The 25,432-nt window shown below is 61.0% G+C and carries 28 protein-coding genes and 1 pseudogene; 22 read left to right on the top strand and 7 right to left on the bottom strand.

Annotation, left to right across the window (positions count from 1 at the left end):
• The first annotated feature begins 24 nt into the window (after positions 1 to 24).
• The 3 genes from DEVEQU_RS00830 to DEVEQU_RS00820 are packed head-to-tail and all read left to right on the top strand — an operon-like array spanning position 25 to position 2,202.
• Entirely contained in the window at positions 25 to 795 is a 771-nt protein-coding gene (locus DEVEQU_RS00830; RefSeq protein WP_126148661.1) for an SDR family NAD(P)-dependent oxidoreductase, read from the top strand.
• Complete coding sequence (locus DEVEQU_RS00825) at positions 792 to 1,787, top strand: GntR family transcriptional regulator (RefSeq protein WP_126148660.1); 996 nt, start codon at positions 792 to 794, stop codon at positions 1,785 to 1,787. Before DEVEQU_RS00830 ends, DEVEQU_RS00825 begins: the two co-directional genes overlap by 4 nt.
• 13 nt (positions 1,788 to 1,800) lie before the next feature.
• Complete coding sequence (locus DEVEQU_RS00820; RefSeq protein ID WP_126148659.1) at positions 1,801 to 2,202, top strand: RidA family protein; 402 nt, start codon at positions 1,801 to 1,803, stop codon at positions 2,200 to 2,202.
• Between the two features lie 3 nt (positions 2,203 to 2,205).
• Here DEVEQU_RS00820 and DEVEQU_RS00815 read toward each other — a convergent pair whose 3' ends face one another.
• The gene (locus tag DEVEQU_RS00815; RefSeq protein ID WP_126148658.1) at positions 2,206 to 2,991 is read right to left on the bottom strand and encodes an IclR family transcriptional regulator; all 786 of its coding nucleotides are present in this window, start codon (positions 2,989 to 2,991) and stop codon (positions 2,206 to 2,208) included.
• Between the two features lie 159 nt (positions 2,992 to 3,150).
• Between DEVEQU_RS00815 and DEVEQU_RS00810 the strand changes: the two genes are divergently transcribed.
• From DEVEQU_RS00810 to DEVEQU_RS00730, 18 genes are all read left to right on the top strand, one after another.
• The gene (locus tag DEVEQU_RS00810; protein ID WP_126148657.1) at positions 3,151 to 4,455 is read left to right on the top strand and encodes an aspartate aminotransferase family protein; all 1,305 of its coding nucleotides are present in this window, start codon (positions 3,151 to 3,153) and stop codon (positions 4,453 to 4,455) included.
• A 173-nt stretch (positions 4,456 to 4,628) separates the two neighbouring features.
• Positions 4,629 to 4,967 carry a hypothetical protein gene (locus DEVEQU_RS00805; RefSeq protein ID WP_126148656.1) on the top strand — a complete coding sequence of 113 codons (339 nt, stop codon included), beginning with the start codon at positions 4,629 to 4,631 and terminating at the stop codon, positions 4,965 to 4,967.
• A 690-nt stretch (positions 4,968 to 5,657) separates the two neighbouring features.
• Positions 5,658 to 5,963, top strand: coding sequence for a DUF2189 domain-containing protein (locus tag DEVEQU_RS00800; RefSeq protein ID WP_126148655.1), 306 nt, complete (start codon positions 5,658 to 5,660; stop codon positions 5,961 to 5,963).
• Between the two features lie 15 nt (positions 5,964 to 5,978).
• A complete protein-coding gene (locus tag DEVEQU_RS00795) occupies positions 5,979 to 6,491 on the top strand; it encodes a DUF2189 domain-containing protein (protein WP_126148654.1) in 513 nt (170 codons plus the stop codon).
• 152 nt (positions 6,492 to 6,643) lie between these two features.
• The gene (locus tag DEVEQU_RS00790) at positions 6,644 to 7,027 is read left to right on the top strand and encodes a hypothetical protein (RefSeq protein ID WP_126148653.1); all 384 of its coding nucleotides are present in this window, start codon (positions 6,644 to 6,646) and stop codon (positions 7,025 to 7,027) included.
• A gap of 181 nt (positions 7,028 to 7,208) precedes the next feature.
• Complete coding sequence (ccoN, locus tag DEVEQU_RS00785; protein ID WP_126148652.1) at positions 7,209 to 8,651, top strand: cytochrome-c oxidase, cbb3-type subunit I; 1,443 nt, start codon at positions 7,209 to 7,211, stop codon at positions 8,649 to 8,651.
• A 9-nt stretch (positions 8,652 to 8,660) separates the two neighbouring features.
• Complete coding sequence (ccoO, locus tag DEVEQU_RS00780) at positions 8,661 to 9,395, top strand: cytochrome-c oxidase, cbb3-type subunit II (protein WP_126148651.1); 735 nt, start codon at positions 8,661 to 8,663, stop codon at positions 9,393 to 9,395.
• Positions 9,392 to 9,556, top strand: a complete 165-nt coding sequence (locus DEVEQU_RS19795) for a cbb3-type cytochrome oxidase subunit 3 (protein ID WP_164550188.1) — start codon at positions 9,392 to 9,394, stop codon at positions 9,554 to 9,556. Before ccoO ends, DEVEQU_RS19795 begins: the two co-directional genes overlap by 4 nt.
• The gene (gene ccoP, locus DEVEQU_RS00775) at positions 9,543 to 10,430 is read left to right on the top strand and encodes a cytochrome-c oxidase, cbb3-type subunit III (RefSeq protein ID WP_126148650.1); all 888 of its coding nucleotides are present in this window, start codon (positions 9,543 to 9,545) and stop codon (positions 10,428 to 10,430) included. Before DEVEQU_RS19795 ends, ccoP begins: the two co-directional genes overlap by 14 nt.
• On the top strand, positions 10,427 to 11,833 hold the full coding sequence (ccoG, locus tag DEVEQU_RS00770) for a cytochrome c oxidase accessory protein CcoG (protein ID WP_126148649.1): 1,407 nt from the start codon (positions 10,427 to 10,429) through the stop codon (positions 11,831 to 11,833). The genes ccoP and ccoG overlap by 4 nt, the downstream gene beginning before the upstream one ends.
• Positions 11,830 to 12,336 carry a FixH family protein gene (locus DEVEQU_RS00765; RefSeq protein ID WP_126148648.1) on the top strand — a complete coding sequence of 169 codons (507 nt, stop codon included), beginning with the start codon at positions 11,830 to 11,832 and terminating at the stop codon, positions 12,334 to 12,336. Before ccoG ends, DEVEQU_RS00765 begins: the two co-directional genes overlap by 4 nt.
• Entirely contained in the window at positions 12,333 to 14,546 is a 2,214-nt protein-coding gene (locus tag DEVEQU_RS00760; protein WP_126148647.1) for a heavy metal translocating P-type ATPase, read from the top strand. Before DEVEQU_RS00765 ends, DEVEQU_RS00760 begins: the two co-directional genes overlap by 4 nt.
• The gene (gene ccoS / locus DEVEQU_RS00755) at positions 14,546 to 14,707 is read left to right on the top strand and encodes a cbb3-type cytochrome oxidase assembly protein CcoS (RefSeq protein WP_126148646.1); all 162 of its coding nucleotides are present in this window, start codon (positions 14,546 to 14,548) and stop codon (positions 14,705 to 14,707) included. The genes DEVEQU_RS00760 and ccoS overlap by 1 nt, the downstream gene beginning before the upstream one ends.
• Entirely contained in the window at positions 14,691 to 15,326 is a 636-nt protein-coding gene (locus DEVEQU_RS00750; protein WP_126148645.1) for a hypothetical protein, read from the top strand. Before ccoS ends, DEVEQU_RS00750 begins: the two co-directional genes overlap by 17 nt.
• Complete coding sequence (locus DEVEQU_RS00745) at positions 15,323 to 16,027, top strand: sulfite exporter TauE/SafE family protein (protein ID WP_126148644.1); 705 nt, start codon at positions 15,323 to 15,325, stop codon at positions 16,025 to 16,027. The genes DEVEQU_RS00750 and DEVEQU_RS00745 overlap by 4 nt, the downstream gene beginning before the upstream one ends.
• Before the next feature lie 14 nt (positions 16,028 to 16,041).
• Positions 16,042 to 16,734: a Crp/Fnr family transcriptional regulator gene (locus DEVEQU_RS00740; protein ID WP_126148643.1), complete on the top strand. Its 693-nt coding sequence runs from the start codon at positions 16,042 to 16,044 to the stop codon at positions 16,732 to 16,734.
• A 32-nt stretch (positions 16,735 to 16,766) separates the two neighbouring features.
• Complete coding sequence (locus tag DEVEQU_RS00735; RefSeq protein WP_126148642.1) at positions 16,767 to 16,976, top strand: hypothetical protein; 210 nt, start codon at positions 16,767 to 16,769, stop codon at positions 16,974 to 16,976.
• Positions 16,977 to 17,727: 751 nt separating this feature from the next.
• The gene (locus tag DEVEQU_RS00730) at positions 17,728 to 18,525 is read left to right on the top strand and encodes a Crp/Fnr family transcriptional regulator (RefSeq protein ID WP_126148641.1); all 798 of its coding nucleotides are present in this window, start codon (positions 17,728 to 17,730) and stop codon (positions 18,523 to 18,525) included.
• Positions 18,526 to 18,580: 55 nt separating this feature from the next.
• On the opposite strand, the gene DEVEQU_RS00725 is transcribed toward DEVEQU_RS00730, so the two are convergent.
• The 5 genes from DEVEQU_RS00725 to DEVEQU_RS00705 are packed head-to-tail and all read right to left on the bottom strand — an operon-like array spanning position 18,581 to position 22,382.
• Positions 18,581 to 19,036: a copper chaperone PCu(A)C gene (locus DEVEQU_RS00725; RefSeq protein ID WP_126148640.1), complete on the bottom strand. Its 456-nt coding sequence runs from the start codon at positions 19,034 to 19,036 to the stop codon at positions 18,581 to 18,583.
• Between the two features lie 18 nt (positions 19,037 to 19,054).
• On the bottom strand, positions 19,055 to 19,867 hold the full coding sequence (locus DEVEQU_RS00720; RefSeq protein WP_164550187.1) for a copper uptake system-associated protein: 813 nt from the start codon (positions 19,865 to 19,867) through the stop codon (positions 19,055 to 19,057).
• The gene (locus DEVEQU_RS00715) at positions 19,864 to 21,021 is read right to left on the bottom strand and encodes a methanobactin export MATE transporter MbnM (RefSeq protein WP_126148638.1); all 1,158 of its coding nucleotides are present in this window, start codon (positions 21,019 to 21,021) and stop codon (positions 19,864 to 19,866) included. Before DEVEQU_RS00715 ends, DEVEQU_RS00720 begins: the two co-directional genes overlap by 4 nt.
• Before the next feature lie 3 nt (positions 21,022 to 21,024).
• Positions 21,025 to 21,966, bottom strand: a complete 942-nt coding sequence (locus tag DEVEQU_RS00710; RefSeq protein ID WP_126148637.1) for an MbnP family copper-binding protein — start codon at positions 21,964 to 21,966, stop codon at positions 21,025 to 21,027.
• Between the two features lie 14 nt (positions 21,967 to 21,980).
• The gene (locus tag DEVEQU_RS00705; protein ID WP_164550186.1) at positions 21,981 to 22,382 is read right to left on the bottom strand and encodes a c-type cytochrome; all 402 of its coding nucleotides are present in this window, start codon (positions 22,380 to 22,382) and stop codon (positions 21,981 to 21,983) included.
• Between the two features lie 977 nt (positions 22,383 to 23,359).
• Between DEVEQU_RS00705 and DEVEQU_RS00700 the strand changes: the two are divergent.
• Positions 23,360 to 24,584, top strand: a pseudogene (locus DEVEQU_RS00700) (IS3 family transposase).
• Here DEVEQU_RS00700 and DEVEQU_RS00695 read toward each other — a convergent pair.
• The gene (locus tag DEVEQU_RS00695; RefSeq protein ID WP_126148636.1) at positions 24,581 to 24,859 is read right to left on the bottom strand and encodes a hypothetical protein; all 279 of its coding nucleotides are present in this window, start codon (positions 24,857 to 24,859) and stop codon (positions 24,581 to 24,583) included. The pseudogene DEVEQU_RS00700 and the gene DEVEQU_RS00695 overlap by 4 nt on opposite strands.
• Positions 24,860 to 25,432 lie beyond the last annotated feature (573 nt).

The raw sequence follows: 25,432 nt of genomic DNA, 5'->3' as shown, positions 1-25,432 counted from the left end.
ACTCACTTCGTTTCGGGTGTAAATATGGATCGCCGCACCGTCTGCATTACCGGCTCCACGCATGGGATAGGCCTCGGAATTGCCAGGGCTTTTGCCGCTGACGACTATCGCGTGATCCTCAATTCGCATATCCGAGACGACCATGCGGAGCTTGCCATCGGCGAACTTTCCGCCCTCACCGATGTGCACTTCGTGCAAACCGATCTGGCAGGGCCCGGCGCAGCCGAACGGCTGGTGGACGAGGCCTACGCACACTGGGGCAGGCTCGACACACTGGTCAACAATGCCGGCACTTTCCTCGACGCCCCTTTTGGCCAGCTCACCGAAGACATTTTCGAGCGCACCTTCGCGCTCAATGTGCGCGCCTATCTCTTCGCGAGCCAGGCCTTCGCCAATCGCGTGGCAGAGGGTCAGGCCGGCGCCAGCATCATTTGCGTCGGCTCCACCAATTCCATGGCCGCCGAACGCGACAGCGTCGCCTATGACACCTCCAAAGGCGCTGTCCTCATGCTGGTAAAGTCCCTCGCGGTGACCCTCGCCAGCCGCGGCATCCGCGTCAACGGTCTCGGCCCCGGCCTGGTGCGCACACCTCTCACCGCCGCTGCCCTCGGCTCCGAGGATTTGAGAAAATCCCTTGCCCGACAGATTCCACTTGGCCGCATTGCCGAGCCCGAAGATATCGGTGGAGCCGCGGTCTTTCTTGCTTCCGATGAGGCGCGTTATATTACAGGACAGATGTTGTTCATCGATGGCGGGATTCTTGCCAACCAACTGTCCTGGGGTGCCGAGCCGTGAATGTTGAACTGACACCCCGCCACCTGCAGTTGCGGGACCTCTTGTTCCGCCGTTGGAAAACCGCGGGTCTCAAGGCGGGTGACAAGATCGAGTCGCAGAACGAGATCACCAAATTCTGCGATTTCTCCCTGATCACCGTCATCAAGACGCTCAAGGATCTGGAAGCCGAAGGGGTCATTCGCCGCCAGGTCGGGCGCGGCTCCTTCCTCGAAAAGGCGCCTTGGGCCGAAGCCCATCACCGCGTCGGCTTCTTCTACAATCGCAACATCGTCGGCGGCGGCATCTTCAACAACGAGTTCTATACCCGCCTCGTCATCGCGCTCGAACGCGGCATTGTCTCGGATGGCCATGAATTCGTCATGGGCAGTTTTACCCACGAGAAAATGCCTGTGACCTTCTGGGATCGCCTCGACATGGTAGTGCTTGCCGGCATCACCGACGAAACCGACATTTCCTCCCTCGGCCAGACCACGAGCCAGATCAGCGTCCTTGACGCCACGCTCGACCTGCCCGGCGTTCACAGCTATGGCCTCGATTATGGCCCGGCCTTCAAGGAAATGTTCGACCGGCTCGGCAACAGGCCCAATCGGGTGCTCTATCTCGATACGGTGCACCTCTCGCTCGAACAGGCCACGCGCCTCAAGAAATTCAAGGCTGCCTGCGCCGCCAGCGAGGCGGTCCAGATCCTGCGCGTCACCGAAGTGAACCAGGAAGACCCGACAGCCGATATCGCGCCGCTCGAGGCCACCATCGCCGAATTCCAGCCGGACCTCATCTGCGGCTACATGCACCACCGCTGGCATGCCCGCTTGGCCGAAGCACTCTCCAAGCCCGTGCGCATCTACCCCTATGGCCTCGATTCCCACCGTCCCGGCTTCGTCGTCGAAAGCGGCGCATGGCTCAAGACCGTGCTGCCGACCATCTATCAGAACCTCGATGATCGCCCCGGCGCAGGCGGCGTTCACACCTTCCCGGCCCATTTCGTCTACTGATCAGGACCTTTTCATGCTCAAGCTCGTCGATAGCGGTGCGCGCTCGCACCTGCCGTTCAGCCCCGCCTTCATCGCCGGTGACCTGATGTTTGTCTCCGGCCAGGCCTCGGTCGACAGCGCCAGCGGCGCCATCATCACCGACACCTTTGAAGGCGAAATGCGCCGTTCCATCGAGAACCTGCGCTCCATCCTCAAAGCCGGCGGCCTCAGCCTCGACCACGTGGTCAACGTCAAATCCTACGTCGCCGACGAAGCCGACCTCGCCCTCTACAACCAGATCTACCCCGAATATTTCAGCGAGCCCCGTCCCAGCCGCAGCACGATTGTCGGCGTGCTCGGCACCAAGCTGAAATTCGAGCTCGACTGCGTCGCCTATGCCAGGGCCACCCGCCAGCAGGCAGAACGGATCGGCTGAGGACTAGCTCAAACCTGTTGGCGTGGTCGGCGGCAGTGCTTGGGTAATCCGGCGCGCCGCATCCTGCAGCGCTTCGGCGGCCCGGTCGGCCAGCACCCGCATGCGGCTCTCCGGCGCCGACAGGCTCATGGCCGCAATGGCGAAACCGTGCTCGTCGAGGATGGGCACGCCGATGCAGGTGACCCCGTCCTCGTTCTCGCCCGTCTCCACGGCAAAGCCGCGCCGGCGCGTCTCCACCACCTGCCGCCGAAATGTCCGCGGATCGGTCAGCGTCCGGAACGTGCGCTGTTCGAATTCGGGGCGAATAAGCCGTTCGACCGTTTCCTCCGGCAGAAAGGCTGCGATAGCCTTACCCAGCGATGTCGAATGCACCGGATGGCGATGGCCGATCCGCGCCTGGAACCGCTGCGAGCGCGTTGCCTCGCGAATATCGACATAGACCACTTCATCGTCGGCCAGCACGCCCAGGTTGACGGTCTGGCGAAAGCCGTCGACGAGCTGATCCAGTTCGGCTTCGGCCGAGCTGCGGATGCTGTGATAGACCGCATCCTTCTGCGCCAGCCTGCGAAACTGCTGGCCGACCCCATAGCGATCCCGCTCGATGTCATGCGCCAGCATGCCCGATGCCGACAGCGTATGCAGATAGCGGAACACCGTGGTCTTGGGCAAAGCGAGCGCCTGCGCCACCTCGGCCAGCGTTGCCGCATGGGGCTGGCTTGCGACATAGGCGAAGACCTGCATCGCCTTTGCCACCGGCAAAACCGAATACTGGTCCGAACCCTTCGCCATGGCCGCCCTCGTTCTCTTCTTGGCGATTGGAGATCATGGCAATGGCGGTGTCAACTCGGCGGAGCACGTCCCAAACTATTCCGTCTGGCGAAACGGCACCTCGTTTACCGCGCACGCGCACTGGTGTGTCCTGCACCCACAGAATTCGAGGAGCAGCACATGCTGAAATTTGAAGAGTCCGCACGCATCATCGCGTCCGAGTCTCGCTATGTGGCCGGCGGCGTGAACAGCAATTTCCGCCTGGGCATGGGCCACGGGCCCCTGGTGTTCACCCATGGCGAAGGCGCCTATCTCTATGACGTCGATGGCAACAAGATCATCGACTACTATTGCGGCATGGGCGCCATGGTCCTCGGCCACAGCCCCGCAGGCGTGCAGGCGGCCGTCAAGCAGCAGGTCGAAAAGGGCATTCTCTTCGCCGGCCAGTCCCCCGTCGAATACGAAGCTGCCCGCATCATCTGCGAACGCATACCAAGCGCCGAGCGTCTGCGTTTCGGCTCCTCCGGCTCCGAAGTCGCCCAGGCGGCCATGCGCCTTACCCGTGCCGCCACCGGCCGCCGCACCATCGTAAAGTTCGAAGGCCATTATCACGGCTGGTTCGACAATATTCTGTGGTCTACGGCTCCCTCTCTCGCCGATGCCGGCCCCGCCGAAGACCCCAATCTCGTTCAGGGCAGCAAGGGCCAGAGCATGGCGGATGCCGAAGGGCTCGACGTGCTGCAGTGGAACGATCTCGCCGCCGTCGAGGCCCGTCTCTCGCGCGGCGACGTCGCAGCTGTCCTCATGGAAGCAGCCATGTGCAACCAGGGCGCCATTTCGCCCATGCCGGGCTATCTCGAAGGCGTGCAGGCCGCCTGCCGCAAATACGGCACCATCCTGATCTTCGACGAAGTCATCACCGGCTTCCGCCTGGGCCAGAAGGGCGCCCAGGGCCGCTTCAACGTCACGCCCGATCTCTCGATCTTCGCCAAGGCCATCGCCAACGGCTTTCCCGTCGCCGCCATTGTCGGTCGCGCCGACCTGATGGACATGTTTGCCACTGGCGGCGTGCTGCATGGCGGCACCTTCAACTCCCAGCCGGTTCCCATGGCCGCCATGGTCGCGACCCAGCAGGCGCTTACCCCTGAGCATTATGAACGGACCTCGGTCTATGGCACGCGCCTTCGCGAGGGCATCAAGTCGATCTTTGCCGAAACCGGCATCAAAGCCCAGGTCACCGGCTACGAACTGATGTTCCACATCGGCTTTGGCCTCGACGCCCCGGCCCGCAACTATCGCGACCTCGCCCATGCCGACAAGGCCGGCTATGCCCGCTTCGCCGGGGCACTCCTCCGCCAGGGCGTCCGTGTCCTCGAACGTGGCGCCTGGTTCGTCTCCTCCGAGCACAATGACGATGTCGTAGACAAGACCCTCGAAGCCGTTCGCGTGGCCGCCCGTGAAGTGGCCCCGACCCTGCCAGCCTGACCCACCGCAGAGCCGGCGCACTTCACCCGCGCCGGCTCCCAGCACCATACGCCGCTACCGTCCCCACGAAGACCAAGGTAGTCTAGGTGTGGAAGCTATGAAGGTTGGTCATTCGAGGAAGGGCTGAGAAGCTGGGGTTGCGACACCGACCAAGCTTCAACGGAGTTGCTCGAATGAACAACCTTCATAGCTTTGTCATCAAGGCAGCGGAGGAGCAGATATTCGCTCCTGACCGCCTCATTCCCATCGTGCAGGCTATGATCGACCGGACCGACGACACCCGTCAGCAGCTAGAGTCCGAGATTGACCGCCAGCGCGCCGCTGTGGCTGACATACAGTCCCGCCTCGGCCTCCGCTGTGACGCCATCGAAGCTGGATTGGCCGAATTGGGCGAAGCTTGCTTCAAACAACGCATTGACCTAGCCAAGATTCAGATACGCAAGGCTCAGCAAATCTCGATACACTGCGCCAGCGCAATAAAGCAAAGGCGGAGATTTCTCCGGCGATGGTGAAGCGCTTCTCGTCCGAAATTCGTCGCCGGTTGCGCGACGCCGATCCCGCTGTCCGTCACAATTGGCTGCACCTCTTTGTCAGCAAGGTCGTGATTGGACGTGATTGGGAAAGGACCGAATCCAGATTTGCGGCCCCAAGGATCAGCTATTGAAAGCCATTTCTGAAGAGGGAAATTTCGCGTGGTCAATCTTGGGGCAGTGACGGCCAGACAGCTTTGGGGCGATTAGCGCAAAAGAGCTGGCGGAGTTGATTACCCTTGAGGCTTTCTACCGGAGCCGAACTATGCCCGCGCAGGTTGCAGCGAGGTCGTCAATGAGGAGAAAATGGAAAGCGCTCTTCTTAACGAGCATCACCCTCGACGTGCGTGAGATACATGCCCTGCAATTCGGTCTAAGCTAATTACCAGAAGAGCGCCGCATAACAGCCCTAGCATGCCAAAGTGAATGAAACCCATCGTTCCGGCAAGGACTTGGTTGAGCAGCACCCATGGCGCGGCCTGTTTCTCGACCCGGCTTGGTGATTGTGCTGACATCGGGCACCTCCTAGCGGTAGTTGAACCGCCGGTGAGCCTGACTCAACTCTGCGTTTGCCGCAAGTCATTGTCAGTTTCCGCTGAAGGAGTAGTCTTGATCTCTCGATGCGTTGTGACGGCGGAGATCGTCAGGCGCTCCAGTTGAGGAGGAGCAACCGTGTCTCATTCGGGATTATCCAGCCAGCTCATCGACTTGGACGCCGCGCCACCCCTGATCCCGGCTGATTATCGTGCGCCGGCGAGGATCCATTCCATTTCCCCCGCAATTGTCCTCGATTGCTTACGGGCGGGTTGGTGCGACTACCGGCAAGCGAGGACCTACGGCTTACTGTTCTCGGCCTTTTACGTCGTTTGGGGCATCTTGCTTGTCAGCAGCCTGTTCGCGTTAAACGTCGCGTTTCTGGTCTTTCCGGTCATTGCGGGTTTTTTGCTCGTCGGACCGATCGTCGTGGTCGGGCTATAAGATGTCAGCCGCCGCATTGAGACCGGAGAAGCCCTCGCGCTAAAACCTGTCCTATTCTCGTTCACCCGCCATGGCGCTACGCAGCTTCTGTTGTTTGGAGCGCTGCTCGTCTTCATCATGGTTGTCTGGCTCAAGGCCGCCGCCCTGCTCTATGCGCTGACCTTTGGGCTCAGCCCGATTCCCGCCGGTGAGATACTGGTGCGAGCCTCGACCGATACGCGGGTTTTGACTTTCCTTCTCGCGGGTAATGCCATTGGTGCAGGTCTGGCGGCTTTGGTCTTTTGCATCAGTGTTGCCGGTATCCCATACCTGTTGGACAAGGATGTCGACTTCATCACCGCCGCAACGACCAGCATAAGGGCCGTCATGCAAAACAAGGGCCCGATGGTGGTCTGGGCCATCATCCTGGCCGTGATGCTGCTAGGTTCGGTCGCCACAGGCTTCCTCGGGCTATTGGTTGCGCTGCCCGTGGCGGGACACACCACTTGGCACCTCTATCGCAGGATGGTGGAAGACCAGGCGCAATAGAGGCGGCGCCAGAGCCGCTATTTGCGCCAGCGCAAATAATCCAGCCGAAATTCGACAAACTAATCCGTGTCTTAGCTCAGAGGTGCGACAAAACGGGCAGTTGTGGACTCCGCTTGGGCGCGAATAGCTAAGGCGACGGAGTATTCGGGCCCATGCAACACTATCGGGAGTTTGCAGCAGAGACAGGCAGGGCGCTTGCGCTTCTTGCCGTGTACCTGCTCGTGATTCTTGTGCCTTTGCATCAGGCCGCCGGTATGCAGCGCGACTTCGCCAAGCTCGGTTACGAGACGGAAGCCAGCTGGAGCATCTGTGCGCCTCTGGGCAGTGATGGCGACCAGAGCGCCCCGCAGATCAAATGCCCGGCCCATAGCATCGGCAAGAACGACCTTGCCCTGCCAGACACGGATCTCGGGTTTGCATGGACCGAACCAGAATCGCAACTTGTCGGCAGTCTTTTTTCCGACGCAGGCCGACATAACCATTCCTCCATCAATGTCCGGCTCTCTGGACCGCGCGCCCCTCCAGCCGACGCGTAATCCTGCCTGCCAGATGATCCGCCAATCCGGCCCTTGGGCACGATTGCGCCTATCGTTACGGCTCGCACCCTGATGTTTCCGAAAATCCCTGGGCATGTGCGTGCCCGCAGTACCGGCTTTCCTGCTGCCAGCGGCTGACGCCGTCTGGCGCGTCTGTCCGGCCCTATTGGAATACAAGTGCATGTCGCAAAGCGCCGCGCAGCCGATCGCCTTTGACGAGGCCATCGTTCGCAAATTCGTCGTCGCCACCGTGGTCTGGGCCATGGCCGGCATGGGGGCCGGGGTGTTCATTGCCGCGCAACTGGCCTTCCCGCTGCTCAACTTTGCCGAGTGGGTCAATTTCGGGCGGCTCCGGTCGGTGCATACGAGCGGCGTCGTGCTGGGCTTTTCAGGAAATGCGCTCTTTGCGGCGGCGTTCTATGTGGTGCAGCGCACCTGCAAGACGCGCCTTTGGGGGCCACGCTGGCTGAAGGACGCCGTATTCTGGGGGTTCCAGTTCTTCATGGTTCTGGCCGTCACCGGCTACATGATCGGCATTACCCAGTCCAAGGAATATGCCGAGCCCGAATGGTATGCCGACATTGTGCTGCTTCTGGTCTGGATCGGCTTCTTCCTGATCTTTACCGGCACGATCGTGACGCGGCGCGAGCCGCATATCTATGTCGCGAACTGGTTCTTCTGGGCCTATATCGTCACTGTGGCGGTGCTGCATATCGTCAACAATATCGCTATTCCGATCGCGCCCTTTGCAGCCAAGAGCTACACGATCTTCGGCGGCGTGCAGGATGCGCTGATCCAGTGGTGGTATGGCCACAACATGGTGGGGTTCCTGCTCACGGCAGGCTTCATCGGCGCCATGTACTATTTCCTGCCCAAGCAGGCGGGCCGCCCGGTCTATAGCTACCGGCTCTCTATCGTGCACTTTTGGGCGCTGATCTTCCTCTATATCTGGGCCGGGCCGCATCACCTGCACTACACCGCGCTGCCGGACTGGACGCAGACACTGGGCACGGTGTTCTCCATCATGCTCTGGATGCCCAGTTGGGGCGGCATGATCAACGGCATCATGACGCTCTCGGGCGCGTGGGGGAAACTCCGCACCGATCCGATATTGCGCTTCATGATGGTCGCGGTAGCCTTTTACGGCATGGCGACGTTCGAGGGGCCGCTCATGGCCATCCGCCAGGTCAACGCCCTCTCGCATTTCACCGACTGGACCGTGGGCCACGTGCATTCAGGCGCGCTGGGCTGGGTGGGCTTCATGGCCTTCGGCGCGCTCTACTACATGGTCCCGCGGCTCTGGAAGAAACCCCTTTATTCCATGCGTTTGGTGGAGGCCCATTTCTGGCTCGCGAGCACCGGCATCATTTTGTACGTGACCGCCATGTGGGTAGCCGGGGTGACGCAGGGTCTGATGTGGCGCGCCTACAACGCGCAGGGTTTCCTTGAATTCTCCTTCAGCGACACCGTCGCCATGCTGCATCCCCATTATGTGACGCGGCTTCTGGGTGGACTCTTCTATCTCTCGGGCGTTCTCGTGATGGCCTATAATTTCTGGCGCACCATCCGCCAGCCAGTGCCGCAGAAATCGCCGGTCCCGACCGCCATCGTGGCAGCGGAATAGGGGGCGGGCATGTTCATCAATCACGGCAAGATCGAAACCAGCGCGGCGCTGCTGATCCTCCTCACCCTCGTCACCATCGGCATTGGCGGGATCGTCCAGGCCGTTCCGCTATTCACTGTGGAAAGTACCATCGAGCCCGTCGAGGGCGTTCGGCCCTACACGCCGCTCGAGCTCTATGGCCGCAATATCTACACGCGCGAAGGCTGCTACACCTGCCACAGCCAGATGGTCCGTCCCTTCGTGGATGAGGTCGAAAGGTATGGTCATTTCAGCCTGGCGGCGGAAAGCCAGTACGATCACCCCTTTCTTTGGGGCTCGAAGCGCACGGGGCCGGACCTCGCACGCGTCGGCGCGCGTTATTCCAATGCCTGGCATGAAGCGCATCTAATCAATCCGCGCGATCTGCTGCCATCCTCGATCATGCCGCCCTATGCCTTCCTGCGGTTGCGCGAACTCAAGACCGACGACATCGGCGACCACATGCGCACCTTGCGGCTCTTAGGCACGCCTTACACCGACGCGCAGATCGGCAATGCCCAGGCAGATATTCTGGCCCAGGCGCGGCCGGACGAGCACGACACCGAATCTTTCCTGGAACGATGGGGCAAGGCGCCGCTCGGGCGGTTCACCACGCAGGACCACTTCGTCTCCGAAATGGATGCTTTGATCGCCTATCTGCAGGTCCTCGGGACCATGGCTGACCTCTCCACCTATGACCCCGCGACGATGAGCCAGCAGCAATGAACGAAGCCATGATCGGATATTTCGAGGGCGCTTTCCTGACACTGGCAATTGTCGCTTTGTGCCTTGTCGCCTGGTTCAGCTTCAGCCCGCGTCGCAAGGCGGGAATGGAAGAGGCTGGCCGCATCCCCTTCCAGACGGAGGATGACGATGGGCAAGCCTGAAAAAGATGAAATCACCGGACAGCATACCACTGGCCACGAATGGGACGGTATCCGCGAGCTGACGACGCCGGTGCCCAATTGGTGGCTTCTCACCTGGTTTGCCTCGATCGCTGTAGCCTTGCTCTATGTCGTGTTCTTTCCCAGCTTTGCCGTGCCTGGCTGGGTCGTGCCCGGCGCGCTGGGCAATAGCGCACGCAGCGAGCTTGCCGCGGAAACCTCGCGTATCGCCCAGTCGCAGGCCGGAACGCGTGCCGCACTGCTCGAAACCCCGATCGCCGACCTCGCCGGCAATGCCGACCTCTATGCATTTGCCTGGTCGGGTGGGCGCGCCGCCTTTGCGGTCAACTGCATCGCGTGCCATGGCGCGGGTGCTGGCGGACAGATTGGGCAATTCCCCTCCCTCATCGATGACGACTGGCTCTGGGGCGGGACGCCGGAAGCGATTGAGCAAACGATCTTGCACGGCATCCGCTCTCCAACTGATGAAGATACGAGACTGAGCGAAATGCCGCCCTTCGCCGACGCCCTCAGTGCCGAAGAGATATCGGATGTGGCCGATTATGTCCTCTCGCTCAGCCTTGCCAATGCGGGAGACGCGGAGGTGCTGGCGCGCGGACAGGCTATCTATTCAGCCAATTGCGAGGGTTGCCACCAGCCTGGCGGTACCGGTGGACGCGATTTCGGCGCACCACGCCTCGACGACGCCATCTGGCTCTATGGGGGCAGCAAGGCCGACATCATCAGGCAGATCAACGCGCCCAGGATGGGCGTGATGCCAGCCTTCGTACATCGGCTCGACCCGGCCACGATCCGCATGCTGGCCGTCTACGTCCACAGCTTGGGCGGTGGCGAGACATCGGAGCCCAGTCCATGAGCATGGCCAGTGCTGGAATGGCTGGAAAAATCTATCCGCGCTCTGCCAAGGGCCGCTGGCGCAACGTCAAGACAGCTTTGGTCTGGACGATCACGATAGCGCTGCTCGCACTGCCCCTGATCCGCTGGCCGCGGGCCGGCAGCAGCGATCAGGCAGTACTGTTCGATTTCGCCCAAGCCAGAGCCTATGTGTTCTGGTTGGAATTCCTGCCGCAGGACCTGTTCCTGCTGGTCTTGGTGCTGATCGCAGCGGCCCTGACGCTGTTTCTCACCAATACGCTGGTGGGCCGCATCTGGTGTGGCTTTGCCTGCCCGCAGACAGTGTGGACCGACATCTTCATGTATGTCGAGCGCAAGCTCGAAGGTGAGCCGGGCGAGCGGGCGAAGCGTCTCGCGAAGGGCGGGCTGGGTCTCGCGCCCTTGCTCAAGCATGCCATTTGGCTCGCCATTGCCTCGGCTACGGGGCTCGCCATAATCGGCTACTTCACCGATGCGCCGACTCTCTGGCAGGGCATGTTCACAGGAACGGCCGGGCCCGTAGCAACGGTCTTCGTGCTGATTTTCACCGCGCTGACCTATCTGCTCGCCGGCTTCGCACGGCAGAAGGTATGCACGCATATGTGCCCCTGGCCGCGTTTTCAGGCGGCCATGCTCGATGCCCACAGCCTCTCAGTCGCCTATCGCGTCGACCGCGGCGAACCGCGCGGCAAGGGCGTCAGGCGCGACGTCGCGGCCGAAGCGCCTAAGGGAGACTGCGTTGATTGCGGTCTCTGTGTAGCCGTCTGCCCCATGGGCATCGACATTCGTGAGGGGCTGCAGCTCGATTGCATTGGCTGCGGTCTCTGCGCCGATGCCTGCGATGGCGTAATGGAAAAGGTCGAGCGACACAGGGGGCTGATCGGCTTCTACAGCGAAGCCGAGCTGTCACCGCAGCCTGTTCCCAAACCGAAACTACGGTTCAGGGCCTTCGCCTACAGGGCAATTCTCCTGCTGGTTGCGGCCATGTTGTGCGTAATGCTGGTTGGTCGCGAGACGTTCAGCCTCGCTATTTCGCCGGAGCGTAACACCCAGTTCGTGCGGCTCTCCGACGGCAGCATCCGCAACCTATACACGATGCGGATAACCGAGCGCGGGGCGCAGGAGGGAGATCTCAGCGTTGTCGTGGATGGACTTGATCATGCCCATGTTCTGGTGAGCCGCGACGGGGTCTCGGGAGACAACGGCAATCGGATCGCAGCCTCCGGAGCTGGCCACAACGGCTCCTATCGGCTGGCTGTGGATGTGGCGCCCGATCAATTGGCTGCCGGACGCAGCACCATTGTCATCAAGCTTACAGACGCAGACCGCAATCTTTTGGCCGCCACAGAAAGCTATTTCTGGGCGCCGGAGGGAGTGCGGCCATGAACGCACTCTACAACCGGTTCATCGCCAGAGACCGCTGGATCGGTTGGCTGTTCGTGCTCTTTTTCGTGGTGCTGACACTGGTGGAAATCCGGCTCATCACCTTCGCGGTCGGCAGCTACAACGGTCTCGTCACCGAGCGCGCCTATCCGGTGGAAATGCCGCAGGCCGAAGTGCTGGAGCGGGACGCGGATATGGCGACGCGAGGCTGGCAGCTCGAAACGCGCTATGAGGGCATTGCGGAAAAGACCAGTCTGCTCGAACTGGTGCTGACGGACGCAACCGGGGCCCCCCTCAGCGGCGTCAGCATCGGCATCGTGGCCGAGCGCGTCACCCGCCATGGACAGGCCCTGCCGCGATTTCCCACGGAGACATCACCAGGCCTTTATACCATGCCCCTGCGGCTGCCACTGGGGGGCGCCTGGACGCTGCGGCTGACGATGAGCAAGGACGGGGTGACCGAATATCGACTTGCGCCCATCGATGTCGGAGCCAGCGGATCATGAGCACGATAGATCTCGGCGCAAATCTGGAACGGGCCGCTGCACCCAGCGATGCCAGCCTCGTCGGATATGTCTCGCGCGAAGAGCACGGGACCAATGCGCTCTCACTGCTGGTCGCGGGCGCCCATTGCGGCGCCTGCGTGGCGCGCATCGAAAGGGGCCTTTCCCAAATGGATGGGGTGACCAGTGCCCGGCTCAATCTCTCGACCCGGCGGCTCGAGGTCAAATGGCGCGGGCCTGCTGCCGCGGCCGACGCCATCGTGCGCGGCGTCGAGCGGCTCGGCTATGACGCGGTGCCCTATCTGCCGGAAACCCTGACCGAGCGAGACGAAGCTGCAGACAAGGCGCTGATGAAGGCGCTGGCTGTTTCCTTCTTTGCCACCGCCAATGTGATGATGCTGTCGTGGGCCGTCTGGCTCGGCCATGGCGGCGGGATGGGAGAAGGTACGCGCAGTTTCTTCCATTGGCTCTCGGCGGCAATTGCCCTACCCGCCATCGCCTATTCCGGCAGGCACTTCTATCGCTCGGCCTGGATGGTATTGCGGCGCGGTCGCACGAACATGGACGTACCGATTTCGCTCGGTGTGCTGCTGACCACGATCATGAGTCTCGTGGAGACGGCATTGGGCGGGGTCTATGTCTATTTCGACGGCGCGCTGATGTTGCTGACGGTGCTGCTGCTTGGGCGTTTTCTCGACCATCGCGCCCGCGCCAAGGCGCGTTCCGCCGTGCAGCAACTGATGACGCTGACGGCACTGCCGGTGCATGTGCGCCGCGAGGACGGAAGCATGGAGGCCATGCCCGCCGGGTCGGTGCGCCCGGGCGACGTGGTTCTGGTCGCGGCGGGCGAGCGCATCGGCGTCGATGGCATCGTGCTCGAAGGCCAGTCCAGTGTCGAAACTGCCCTGATTGACGGAGAATCCATACCCAAGCCGATCAGCGCGGGAGATGCGGTCATCGCCGGCGCGGCCAATATCGGGCAGCCCATCTCGGTGCTGGCGCGGGCGACGGGCGGCGGCACGGTTCTGGCGGAGATCATCCGGCTGCTGGAAGCGGCAGAACAGAAGAAGGGGCGTTTTGTGACCATCGCTGACAAAGCGGTGCAGGTCTATACGCCGGTCATTCATATTCTCGCCGCCGCGACATTTTTCGGCTGGCTCGCTTTTGGGGCAGGCTGGCAGGTAGCGCTGGTCAATGCGGTCTGCGTTCTGATCATCGCCTGCCCCTGTGCATTGGGTCTGGCCGTGCCGGTGACGCAAGTGGTGGCGGCCGGCCGGCTGATGAAGACCGGTGTGCTTCTGAAATCGGCCACGGCGCTGGAACGCTTCGCAGCCATCGACACAATAGTCTTCGACAAGACCGGAACGCTCACGCTGGGCCGTCTGGTGCTGGATGCCTCTGGCATCCCCCAGGAGGCTCTCGCGCTTGCCTCTGGCATGGCCGCCCGCTCAACCCATCCGGCTTCCGTCGCTATCAGGCAGGCGCTTCCCGACCAACCGTCCCTCGACGATGTCACCGAACAGCCGGGCGAGGGTTTGCTTTGGGCCTCAGCCGCGGGCGATGTGCGGCTCGGTTCCACGCGCTGGTGTGGACTTGCCGATGAGGGCTCAAACGGCATCGCCGTATGGCTGACACGGCCAAATCACGCGCCGCAGCGGTTTGCGCTGACCGACAGGCTCCGCTCGGACGCCGCGCGCACCATCGCAGCGCTCAAGACGAAGGGCTACGCCATCGAGATGCTCTCCGGCGACCGTGGCAGCGTGGCCGAGAAGGTTGCCGATGCGACCGGCATTGCAGACTGGCGCGCCGAGGTTTCCCCGGCAGACAAGATCGCCCGCGTCGAGGCTTTGCGGGCTCAAGGCCGAGCTGTGCTGATGGTGGGTGACGGGCTAAACGATGCCCCGGCGCTGGCGGCGGGCACGGCATCCATCGCCCCTGCCCGCGCCGCTGAAGTCAGTCGCCGCGCGGCTGATGCCGTATGGCAGGGCGAGGCTCTGGCCCCGCTGCTCGCTGTGCTGGGCGTGGCCCGCAAGGCGCGCACCATCGTGGTGCAGAACATCGGCTTTTCCTTTGTCTACAACGCCGCCTGGGTTCCCGTTGCGATGGCAGGCCTCGTGACACCCTGGATCGCGGCGATCGCCATGTCTGCCAGTTCCATGCTGGTGACCTTCAATGCCATGCGCCTCGGGCGCCTGCCGAAAGGACCACGCTGATGCAGGTCCTCGGATTCCTCATTCCGGTCGCCATCTTTCTCGGTTTCATGGGCCTTCTCGCCTTCTTCTGGGCGGTGCGAACTGGCCAGTACGAGGATCTTGACGGGTCCGGAGAACGCATTCTTTTCGACGAAGAGCAGAACGATGACCAAGCACGCTGACGACTCCACCGACATCGCGTTCACCACACCGATCATCAGCGCGTTTGTGCCTTTGGCGATCTGTTTCATGGGCTACCTGTTCCGCGGCCGAATGGGCCTGGCAATCGGCATCGCAGTCTCGCTCAGTCTCGTAATTATCGGCTTTTGGCTGGACGCAAGACGACGTCCCGGTTTCGCAATTCCGGGTGTAAATGTGCTTGTTCAGACCGTTGCCTTTTTCCTGCGGGCCATTGTGATCGCAGCCGCAGCAGCAGTCACACTGCTTGTGGCCTCGCTTTGGATCATCGGCGGGTGGGTCGGCGTGTTGTTTGCCAATCTCACAGGCCCCATCCGACGCCTGCTTCCCAAACTCTTGCCTACTTTCAGGATTGAGCGCCCGCGTCTGAACTGGGAGCGAGTCTGGGCCGACGTCGTCAAGGCCGACAACCTCGCCCTGTTCATTCTCAACATGCTGCTTTTGCTGGCTATCGCCTGCATTTTCATCGGCATGGAGGTCGCACTCTATGTGGCTATCGTCCTGACGCCCATCTGGCTCCTGGGGCTGGTCCTGCTCGCTATACAGGGCAACGATCCTCAGTTTGTCTTTGTCGACGAGCACGGACTGGATGTTGAGGAATGAGCCTGCCCTTCGAGTATACGATCGTGGGAGGTGCACTGGTTGGGCTGGCTTCGACGCTGCATTGCGCAGGTATGTGCGGCCCCATCGGATCGGGCCTTCTTTTCACCGTCGCCCCTGACCGTTCCCCGCGCCAGCGACTTAAAGCAATTTTGATGGCGCAACTCGGCAAGGCTGGCAGCTACGCCTTGGCCGGTTTCGCGCTCGGAAGCCTGGGGTCAGGCTTTTTTGGGCTCTTCAATCGCGAAGCGGCCTTTCTGGTCGCGCAGTGGGCGGCGGCGGCAACGCTGTGCTGGGTAGGCCTTTCGGTCGCCGGCTATGTTCCTTCACTGGCCGCGCTGGATAAACTGAGCATGCCGATCACGGAGATCGTCACCAGTATACGGCGTGCCAATGCCGCTCACCTTTACGACAATGCCGCCCTTGCTGGCGTCTTCTGGGGTCTCGTGCCATGCGGCATGGTCTATGCGGCCCTCCTCAGTTCAATGCTGACAGGCGATGCCATTGCCGGCGCATTTTTCATGCTGGGCTTTGCCCTTGGCACCGTGCCCTCTGTGACACTGGCATCCCTTGGCATCACGAGCCTCAAATCTCTATCCCGTTCAGACAATGCGCGGCTGGCCGTCGGGCTCACCATCGCTGCCACAGGCATTCTGGGCGCCATACTGACAGCGCCAGGGGGGCCATTTTGCTACACCCCTTAGAAGCGGTGCAGCGCATGCCGCCCAGCACTAAAGCCGGTCATGCTCTGTTTGCGGCACCGCACACGGAGCGCCTGCTGCTGTTCACAGGTATGAGCGGGCGTGCGGTACAAATGGTCCTGCGCAGGGGGCAGGTCCATGAATTCGCGCCAACTGAGGCCATGTCTCTGGGCGCCCATACTTCTGGCCATTTCGGCCTGGTGCTTGATGGATATCTCACGCTTAAGCGTTGCGGTCCTGCGGGCAAAAGCATCGCTCTGAGCTTTTTCGGCCCCGGTACATTTCTTGATCTGGCGACGGAGCAGGAGTTTCTGGTGGCATCAACACCCAGCGTCCTTGTGTCATGGGATCAGGACGCGTGGGAAAGTTTGGGGCGAAGACACGCAAACCTTGTCCAGAATGCTCTTCACCTGCTCCGTGCGCGTCTTCGTGACGCCCGGGAGCAAGTCCACGAGATCACCACTCAGGATGTCGAACGGCGTCTGGCGCGCCTTCTGCTGCGGATATGTTCTGACCTGACTGCGTCTGGGGACATCGCGACGACAGGCCATCCGGTGTCTCGAAAGGACCTGGCGGATCTGGTTGGCACCACTGAGCATACCGTATCGAGGATGATCCGCGCCTGGCATGTCGGCGGCATCGTCGATGCGGGCCGGCGAAGGGTTGCAATCACGAACCTGGCCGCGCTGAACGAGCGCGCCCGATCCTGACACCTGCCGCCCATTTACGGAAAGGCTCCGACTTGTTCACCGCACGTATCTGGCTATCTCTCCTGATCTATCCCATGGCCGCTGCCGTGCTCTTCGGCGCGGCAGTCCTACCAATCATGCTTGTGCCTTGGCTGGATGAGCGCGCAGCGGATTTCTTCCCTGTCGCTGTGGCGATCAGTGTCCTGGGTGCCGCGCCGATCGCTTGGCATCTCGGCGGACGGATCCGAAAGAAAGTGCGGTAGATGTTGCAACGTCACCGAACGGATCAGGGTTGCCGCAGCGCGCTTTTGCCGAGGTGTAGTCCGAAGGCTAAAACCAGCCAGCGCCATCGGCGCCCACGCATCCCCAGCACATGCCGGAGGCACGTTGTCTTTTCCGTGGCCCCCTTACCGATCCGGGACCATTTATCCGGAACGTTGAATACGATACGCTTGCCCAGCCGTTTAACAAACGACACAAGGGTCCGCACTCGAGCTCTCGGGGACTAAGTCTTGATGTCGGGTAACAAACAGATTGTGACAGAGATTGGCAGGGCATTCGCCTTGCTTGGTCTGTACATCCTGCTTCTGCTTACGCCGCTCCATCAGGCTGCGGGATTGCAGCGCGACCTGGCTGCTCTGGGCTATGAAACGGCCGCCTCCTGGAGCGTTTGCGCGCCGCTTGCCGAAAAGAACGGCGACGAAGCGCCTTTACTGGTCAAGTGTCCGGCACAGCATCTGGGGTCGCACTATACACCGCCTGCCGGCGCCACAGATCACGCTCCAGACCCTGTCTGCCTTTTTGTTGGCACTGGCACCCATCCAGCCCCCATCCTCACGCCCCTTTCTGCGACCGGTTCAGGCGGCTCACGAGCACCACCCGCCCTCGTGTGATCGGGCGTTCCATGCCGCAATGCGGATCGAAGCGCCTGTCGCTGCGCGCACCCATGAACCTCTGAGGCATGGGGCGCAATGTCGTTGACCTTAGCCCAACCGGGCTTACGGAATCGAACCGATGGCCGAACACCATAATTCTCTTCGCTCCGCCCAAACTTCTATGGCGAATTACCCTGAAGCGTATGACGATGCGCTCCGCCGAGCCGCGATCTTCGACGCCATGTCCAACACACATAGGCATGCCATTTTGGCTCAGGCTACCGTTCTTGAACTCGGTGCCGGTCAGATCTGGCAGAAAGACGACACGTCGCAGGACTTCTGCTTACTCGTCAGCGGGCGGCTTCGAATGCAGCAGGAGACCAGCGATGGCCTTCGTCATATCGCCCGCTATGTTCTTTCGGGTGATGTCTTCGAAATGCCGCATGACCTCGACGCCGAGCCACAAATTGCTGCCGCCGCCTGCGCGGACAGTACGGTGCTCATCTGGTCCAACCCGGTCTGGACGTCCCTGCTTGCACAGGACGTGCTTCTCAGCAGCAACACCGCACGTGCCCTGACGCACATCCTGCGCGAAACGCAGACGCGGGTTCGTCAGATCGCCACCCAGGACGTCGAACAGCGGCTGGCCAATGCCGTGCTCGGTTTGCTCGATAGGGCGTCACAGCCGGTCAAGGGCGGCCTTGCAATCGACTTCCCGATTGGCCGCAAAGACTTTGCAGACATGATTGGCACGACACAGACCACGGTATCACGCATCGTCTCCACCTGGGAAACCAAGGGTTTCTTGCGCACCGGCAAGTTCAAGTTCGAGGTCACCAACATTGCCCAGTTGCGAGCCTATGCAGCCGGGCTTGACCGCAATTCTCCGGCCCGGTTCGCCAACCAGCGCAAGCAGGCAAGGCTCGCTCTGGCCTGAGACAAATTACGATGCCGCGACCCGTGCTGATCTGGTCGCGGCTTTCAAATTGGAGTTATGGCGCCTTCCTTGCGGCAATCGAGCCGATTGGAACCTCCAGGTCGATCGTCCCTGCCTTTTCGAAATTAAGGGTGAGGGGGAGCGTCTCGCCCTCCTTGAGGGGCTGCTTGAGCCGCACAAGCATCAAGTGCAAGCCACTTGGTTCAAGCACCACTGTGCTGCCGGCCGGAACCGGGATGCCGTCCGGCATCTGCCGCATGCGCATCACATCGCCATCCATCGCCATGGAATGGAGTTGCACCTCTTCGGCCACAGGTGTCTCGGCAGACAGCAGAATGTCATCTTGGGTGCCAAGATTGGCAATGCTGAAATACGCGCCGCCAGTGCCGGCATTGGGCAATGTGGCGCGAGAGAACGGTGTAACAATCTGTATTGAACCCGACTGCTGTGCAAACGCAGTGGGTGCCGTGCACATCATCAAGGCCAGAACGCCAACACGAAAGAACTGCATGCTTGATCCTTCCAGAATTCAGTTCAGCGGAACGGTGCCGGCGAAGGCATCGAAACGCGTGATGTAGTCGCGGCCAAGGGCCGTTTCGCCGGCCGCCAGTTCCTTGCGCAATTGATCCGCGGTCTGCACGCCAACGCCCAGGCTGGTCAGCGTGGCCGGCAGCAGCAGACTCGGACCCGACCATAAGACGACCTGCCATGAACCTGCGCGTTTGCGCAGAAAGGCGCGCGCGCCGATGTCACCGCGCGTCCACCCGGCAATGGCGACATCCCCCACGATTGCCAGCGGCGCTATGGCCGTGTCCTCGCCCAGCTCCGCGCGCAGGGCCGCCGCAATGGCCAGTGTCGCCTCCGATGTGTCGGCGCGCTCGCTGGCCTGCATAGGCAATTCCTCGATCGGCTCGATCGGGTCGATCATGAAAAACATCTTGAAGCGGCCTCGTTTCTCGAAAACGAAAGCGCCATCAAGTTCGCCGCCTTCCACAAGCGGTTCTTTGAGGCCCTCTACGCGACCACGGAATTCGCCCTGGATGAGCAGCACCGTCTCACCGGGTGGAATGTCAATCCAGGCCATTTTCTGCTGCGTGGCGACCCCATTTGCGTCAGTGACCTGGCGTTCGAGAACGGCTTTGCCATAGGCGGTCTCGATGGCGAGCAGCCGCTCAGGCTCCGTACCATTGTTGACCAGCGCCATATAGATATGGGCCGTGTCGCCATCCAGCGGTGTCGCTGGGATCGCGGGATGGATGATCTGCAGGTCGCCGAGCAGGAACTCGTGCGCGGCTGCAGGCTGCGCCAGAAATAGGAGCAGAAGCAGAACGAACCGTTTCATGGCATGACCCTGTTGATCGAGGCAGCATGGCCCTCGGGCCATGGATCAGCGTAGTCGGGATTGGTGAGGAAGGTCTCGTCGGTCAAGCTGTTCAGAAAAGCGATGATATCCGCGATCTCCTGGTCGCTGGCCTTGAAGCCCACGATCATCGTGTCCTTGTAGGGGTTCTTCGAACCGTCTCCCGCGTATGGACCCTCCGCGATGACGCGCCCGGCATTGGCATAGTGGTCCAACACGTCTTCAAGCGTGGCCGCCGAGCCATCGTGAAAATATGGCGCCGTAACCCCGACATTGCGAAGGCTCGCCGTGCGGAAGCGGCCCATGTCTGCGGGATTGCCGGTGAATTCGATGAAACCGGTTGCCTGCGGCGGATATGCCCCTCTGCCATCGATATTGTAGAGGCCATTATTGTGGTTGCCGCGCTCGACGACGGGGCTGCGAGAGGTCTGCAGGTTGTCCGAGAACATGATGCCAGTGTGGCAGTGATAGCATTCGAACCGGTGGTCGAAGAAAAGTTGTTCGCCGCGCTTGGCAGCATCCGAGATCGCGTCGGTCTCGCCCCAATACTTGAACCGGTCATAGGGGCTATCGAGGGAAATAAGGGTGCGCTGGAAAGCGCCAAGGGCCCGTGTCACCGTGAACAGATCAATCGCCGGCCGTTCGGGAAACGCCCTGGAAAAGGCCTCTGCATAATAGGGGTCGTCAGCCAGTGCGGCGAAGATCCGCGCTTCCTGCCCCGCCGATCCCATTTCCAGAGGATTGTCGCCGAACAGGGGTACAAGGGCCTGAAATTCAGGCGTCGTCATATGTGGGTTGCCCCAGGTCAATTGGGGCATGTAACCGACATTTGCCAGCGACGGCACATTGCGAACGCCGACTGTAGAATCAACACCAACGGACAACTCCCGCCCGTCAGTGAAAGCTTTTGACTGCTCGTGGCAGGATGCACAGGCAACCGTGCCGTCACGTGAGAGACGGGAATCGTAGAACAAGTGCCGGCCAAGCTCTACCTTGGCGGCACTCATCGGGTTGTCTTTCGGAACGGGCGGCGCCGGCATCCACGCCGGAATAGGCCAAGCGAAATGCTCCGCGGCATCAGTGCCGAGCATGGCGACACCCATGACCAGGATCAATGCGACGCTGCCCTTCAACATGGCTTAACGCACCGTTGCGAACAATTGCTCGCCCGCGTCCACGCCGTCATATTCCAGACCCAGCTTGGTCATCACGGTCAGGCAATCTGCGTCGCCGGGGAAGGACATGCAACCCGGGGCGGTTTCGGGTGCATTCACCGTCATATCGGCTTCTGCCACGACCGGACCGGGATCGAACACGACGACATTGCTGGCTGGATCGAATTCGGGAAACAGCACAGTGACCAGATTTGGATTGGCGCAGGGCGAGGTGGGCGCCTCGGTTTGCGAATTGGCGGCGCATAGCGTGGAGCCGAGATGCAGAAACCAGCCCATGGCCCCAGCCTCTCCGCCACCGTGACCAGCATGGGCGTCGCCCTCGCCGTGGCTGGCATGGGCCTCACCTTCGCCGTGGCCAGCGCCCATCGCCTCCCCGGCCATTGCCGCCTCGGCAACGACGGGCACCATATTCACCTGCATGAACCGGAAACCGAACTGCCAGTTCCAGAACATTCCCGTAGTGTTTAGCGGCGCGGGCATGACAGTGGGGTCGACGTGGTTCAGCTCGAAAGGCAGACCTATGGTAAAGGCCAGACCCACATATTCGCCGTCCTCGACCGTCCCGCGCAGACTGGTATTGGTTGGTGAATTGCCAGAGCTTGAGCAAGCTGCGGTGCCATCCTCAAAATCAAGCAGAGCGGCATTTTCATACTGCCATTGCCCATCCTGCTCGAGGCTGATCGGCGCGAGGCTGCCATCTGCGCGCACGAGTGCGGCATCATGCACGAAGAGCCGGAAATCGGTGACCGACATCGTGGTTTTGCCCGACCCGATATCGGGGAACGTTTCGGCACAAGAGAATGGCTTGCCGCCGACATCCGCAGCGAAGTTGATCGTAACGGCCTCATCTGCGATCGCTGGTGAAACCAATAGAGCGAACGCTGAAGCAATGATAGAAGAACGCATTTATATCTCCAGGTCTATTGTGGCGCCGCAGTGCCGTCGGCACTGAAGGTCGCGAGGTAGGCAATCAGATTGTCTCGGTCTTGCTGCTTCTTCAGGCCGCCAAATGCCATCTTGGTGCCGGGCACCTTGTCCTTGGGGGCTTCAAGAAAAGCGTTCAGGTCCTCAGCCGTCCAAACCAGGCCTTCAGCGCCTGCAGTTTGCATCGCGCTGGAATAATTGAAGTTGACGGCGGTGCCCGCTGGACGCCCCACAATGCCGTTCAGTTCCGGACCAGATTTGTTGCGGGCATTTTCGCCCACGGCGTGGCATGCCTGACAGCGGTTGAACACCTTCTGCCCGGCCGCAAGATCATCTTGCGAGACTGATGGGGCGGCCATCAACAGCATGGCTCCCAGGACCAGTACGTACCTATTCACTTCAAACTCCTCCTATTATTTTGTTTTCATTGACGCGCATGACGCCCGTCAAAAACGGTCGTGGGTCGGCGGCTACTGCGGACCAAAGCCAATTGTCGCCACGAGTGGTGCTGTCAAATGAGGGGCCGCCGACACCGTCGTCTTACCGAGAATCGTGCGGCCCAGCTCCCCGGCCGGACGCAGCCGGCCAAAGCAATGGGCTGCTCGCGCTCTGAAATAGAGACGCTCACGAAAAACGGGGCGACGTAAACGGGAGCACCTGCTCAGGCAGTGCTGCCAGATGTCAGACGAAAAGCGGGGGACCTCGGCTGCGATGCGCAGCGGATACGGTCGCACTAGGCGCTGTATCGTTCGTGTAGCTGTAATAAAGTAAAAAGACGTCTAGCTTCAGTGGCTCGGCGACGTTCGGTGGCGCAGGCAGGATGATGTCGGCACCGACCCGACAGGCATGGCACGGTATGTGGTCGTTTCTGCCGGAATCGTCGGGGAGCCCGCAATTCTCAGTTCCAACCACAGTGAAGGACAAACCATCGAAAGCCACCGATGGCAGCGGCTGCATGCCAAGATTGAGCATGACAAGCGCCAGCACCAAAAGTGCTCGCGTGACTTCGCTCAAATATGGCCGAAGCTTTTGCATCTATCCCACCCTGCCCTATTGGTTAGCAGACGGCGTAGGTTTGGCAATGGTACGATTGGTCACATCATACAAGCGATGCCGCGAGCAATCGTGACGGGACCGCATGGCAAGAGTTCGGCGATTGCTGTTGTCCCTTGTTCCGCTCGGCCAGGAGTGCATCCGGAAGTGTTCCTGGTTCAAGTGACCCCAGATCAGGACTCATGCTCATGTCCATGCTGACACGTCCCTAAGGCCGCAGGCGCCCCCGGGACAGGGATGAGTTCCATATAGCCATGCGCACTGAGCTGCTGCCGGTTTTGAGGACACCGAGTTAAGGTGTTTTTGGAACTGGAGAGTTTTGATGGAGAGACGCAAGTTCAGCCGGGAGTTCAAGCTCGAGGCTGTTAAGCTGGTGAGGGAACGGGGCGTTGCGGTGGCGCAGGCGGCCCGTGATCTGGACCTGCATGTGAACGTGTTGCGCAAATGGGTGCGCGAGCCGTCTGCCGATCCACAGCAGGCCTTCCCCGGCCATGGTCAGATGAAGCCCGAGCAGCTCGAGATCGAGAAGCTGCGCCGGGAGTTGGCCAAGCTCAAGGCGGAGCGCGATATTCTAAAAAAAGCCGCGGCCTACTTCGCCAGGGACTCGATATGAGGTTCTGTTTCGTGGCGAAGCACCGAGGGATCTGGCCGGTCTCGTGGATCTGCGAGGCGCTCGGTGTGTCTCGCTCGGGCTTCCATGCCTGGCTCAACCGCTCGCCGAGTAGAAGGGCTCAGTATGATGAGATGCTCGTCGCCGGGATCCGTTCCAGCTTTTCCGGCAGCGATCGCACCTATGGCGCTCGAAGGGTCTGGCACGACGTGCTGGCCGAAGGGCTCGATGCGGGTCTCCATCGCATCGAACGGCTGATGCGCAAAAAAGGCCTGCGGGCACGTCCCCGCCGGCGGGGCTTGCCCAAGGATGGCGGGCAGCGCCATGCGGTCTCGCCCAACATCCTGGACCGGGCGTTCGTGGCGTCGGCGCCGAACCAGAAGTGGATCGCCGAATTCGCTTCGCGGACCTTCGGTCCACCTACATCTGGACGGCCCAGGGCTGGCTCTATGTGGCGGCAGTGGTCGACCTCTACTCCCGCCGGGTGGTGGGCTGGTCGATGAGCTCATCGATGGTCGCTCAACTGGTGACCGATGCGCTGATCATGGCGATCTGGCGTCGCGGCAAACCCGACAGCCTGCTGCACCACTCCGACCAGGGCAGCCAATATACATCCGAGCAGTTCCAGCGGCTGATGGCCGATCATGGCATCACCTGCTCGATGAGCCGGTCCGGCAATGTCTGGGAGTTCAAGCCAATCCGCGACAGCGGACAAAACGATCCTGTGAATCGTTTTGAGGGGCAGAACGCGGCGATGGAGAGCTTCTTCTCCTCGCTCAAAACCGAACGCACCGCCCGCAAGGTCTATCGCACCAGGGACGATGCCAAGGCCGATATGTTCGACTATATCGAGCGCTTCTACAACCCGAGGCGCCGACACTCGACGCTGGGCTATCTCAGCCCCGTGCAATACGAAGAGCAAGCTAAGCTAGCCTAACTTCGTGTCCACCGAACCGGCAGCAGCTCATTGTCATCAAGCGAACGGCCAATGTCTTTGGCCTCTATGTAGCCCACATCCACTGCCGTCTTTTGATCGGTAATAATGTAATCGGGCGCGCCACAAGCGATCCTTGCGGGCTCGTTGGTGGTGAGAGTGTCCGGAGCCAAGGCCTGAAGCAGGTTTTGCAAGTCGCCCCGATAGCTATGCTCTCGCGCGATTCCGGTCTGAAAGCGCTTGTCGAGATTGGCGACGTATGCCGAAAGATCCATCAATGCACGCCCTCGAGCAGGTGTGGTTTAGCCGGAATTGCTTTTGATACCAGATAAGCGCCCGCCATCCGGATGATATATGCCGCCCACTTACCCGTTGATGACACCATCTGCTCCCCCCAACCTGTCGTTCACACCTTAACAGTGCAGAGTCTGTTTGGAAGTAGAGACGCACACAATGTTATCGATCCCCTCGCAGGAGTTTTCCCCATCGTCGGATTTTGGACGGATCAATCGGTAAAGAGCCCCTCGCCTGTCGAGCTTTTCGACAGGAACTCAGTTTTGCTGCCAGTATTCGATCCAAGAAGAAATTGCGAGCCGGAGAACATCTTTGAACGGCTGATCAAAGCCTTTGCCAATGGCCGACAGTCGGATTTTGCTGGAGGGCTTTGCTAGGCCTCTGGCGATATCTGGTTCGAGGTCACGGCAAAGAGGAACGAATGGCAGGTGTCAGTGACATCCTAGGTCGACGTAAATGACCACAATGGGGTCGAGAACAGACCGGCGGTTACGCGCCCCATTTCGGTCGTTTCTCTATCCGTTGTGCGCTCTGCAAAGCGGACGTTCTGAATTAGG

Origin of the sequence: Devosia equisanguinis (genome assembly GCF_900631955.1) — a bacterium.
GTDB classification, from domain to species: domain Bacteria; phylum Pseudomonadota; class Alphaproteobacteria; order Rhizobiales; family Devosiaceae; genus Devosia; species Devosia equisanguinis.
Note: the sequence above shows the minus strand (reverse complement) of the source record. Positions and strands in the feature narration are given on the sequence as shown.

Excerpts from the sequence above, each read along its gene's own strand:
- DEVEQU_RS00830 (WP_126148661.1), top strand. The coding sequence starts at position 25 with ATGGATCGCCGCACCGTCTGCATTACCGGCTCCACGCATGGGATAGGC.
- DEVEQU_RS00820 (WP_126148659.1), top strand. The coding sequence starts at position 1,801 with ATGCTCAAGCTCGTCGATAGCGGTGCGCGCTCGCACCTGCCGTTCAGC.
- DEVEQU_RS00815 (WP_126148658.1), bottom strand. The coding sequence starts at position 2,991 with ATGGCGAAGGGTTCGGACCAGTATTCGGTTTTGCCGGTGGCAAAGGCG.
- DEVEQU_RS00810 (WP_126148657.1), top strand. The coding sequence starts at position 3,151 with ATGCTGAAATTTGAAGAGTCCGCACGCATCATCGCGTCCGAGTCTCGC.
- DEVEQU_RS00805 (WP_126148656.1), top strand. The coding sequence starts at position 4,629 with ATGAACAACCTTCATAGCTTTGTCATCAAGGCAGCGGAGGAGCAGATA.
- DEVEQU_RS00790 (WP_126148653.1), top strand. The coding sequence starts at position 6,644 with ATGCAACACTATCGGGAGTTTGCAGCAGAGACAGGCAGGGCGCTTGCG.
- ccoN (WP_126148652.1), top strand. The coding sequence starts at position 7,209 with ATGTCGCAAAGCGCCGCGCAGCCGATCGCCTTTGACGAGGCCATCGTT.
- ccoO (WP_126148651.1), top strand. The coding sequence starts at position 8,661 with ATGTTCATCAATCACGGCAAGATCGAAACCAGCGCGGCGCTGCTGATC.
- DEVEQU_RS19795 (WP_164550188.1), top strand. The coding sequence starts at position 9,392 with ATGAACGAAGCCATGATCGGATATTTCGAGGGCGCTTTCCTGACACTG.
- ccoP (WP_126148650.1), top strand. The coding sequence starts at position 9,543 with ATGGGCAAGCCTGAAAAAGATGAAATCACCGGACAGCATACCACTGGC.
- ccoG (WP_126148649.1), top strand. The coding sequence starts at position 10,427 with ATGAGCATGGCCAGTGCTGGAATGGCTGGAAAAATCTATCCGCGCTCT.
- DEVEQU_RS00765 (WP_126148648.1), top strand. The coding sequence starts at position 11,830 with ATGAACGCACTCTACAACCGGTTCATCGCCAGAGACCGCTGGATCGGT.
- DEVEQU_RS00760 (WP_126148647.1), top strand. The coding sequence starts at position 12,333 with ATGAGCACGATAGATCTCGGCGCAAATCTGGAACGGGCCGCTGCACCC.
- ccoS (WP_126148646.1), top strand. The coding sequence starts at position 14,546 with ATGCAGGTCCTCGGATTCCTCATTCCGGTCGCCATCTTTCTCGGTTTC.
- DEVEQU_RS00750 (WP_126148645.1), top strand. The coding sequence starts at position 14,691 with ATGACCAAGCACGCTGACGACTCCACCGACATCGCGTTCACCACACCG.
- DEVEQU_RS00745 (WP_126148644.1), top strand. The coding sequence starts at position 15,323 with ATGAGCCTGCCCTTCGAGTATACGATCGTGGGAGGTGCACTGGTTGGG.
- DEVEQU_RS00740 (WP_126148643.1), top strand. The coding sequence starts at position 16,042 with ATGCCGCCCAGCACTAAAGCCGGTCATGCTCTGTTTGCGGCACCGCAC.
- DEVEQU_RS00730 (WP_126148641.1), top strand. The coding sequence starts at position 17,728 with ATGGCCGAACACCATAATTCTCTTCGCTCCGCCCAAACTTCTATGGCG.
- DEVEQU_RS00725 (WP_126148640.1), bottom strand. The coding sequence starts at position 19,036 with ATGCAGTTCTTTCGTGTTGGCGTTCTGGCCTTGATGATGTGCACGGCA.
- DEVEQU_RS00720 (WP_164550187.1), bottom strand. The coding sequence starts at position 19,867 with ATGAAACGGTTCGTTCTGCTTCTGCTCCTATTTCTGGCGCAGCCTGCA.
- DEVEQU_RS00715 (WP_126148638.1), bottom strand. The coding sequence starts at position 21,021 with ATGTTGAAGGGCAGCGTCGCATTGATCCTGGTCATGGGTGTCGCCATG.
- DEVEQU_RS00710 (WP_126148637.1), bottom strand. The coding sequence starts at position 21,966 with ATGCGTTCTTCTATCATTGCTTCAGCGTTCGCTCTATTGGTTTCACCA.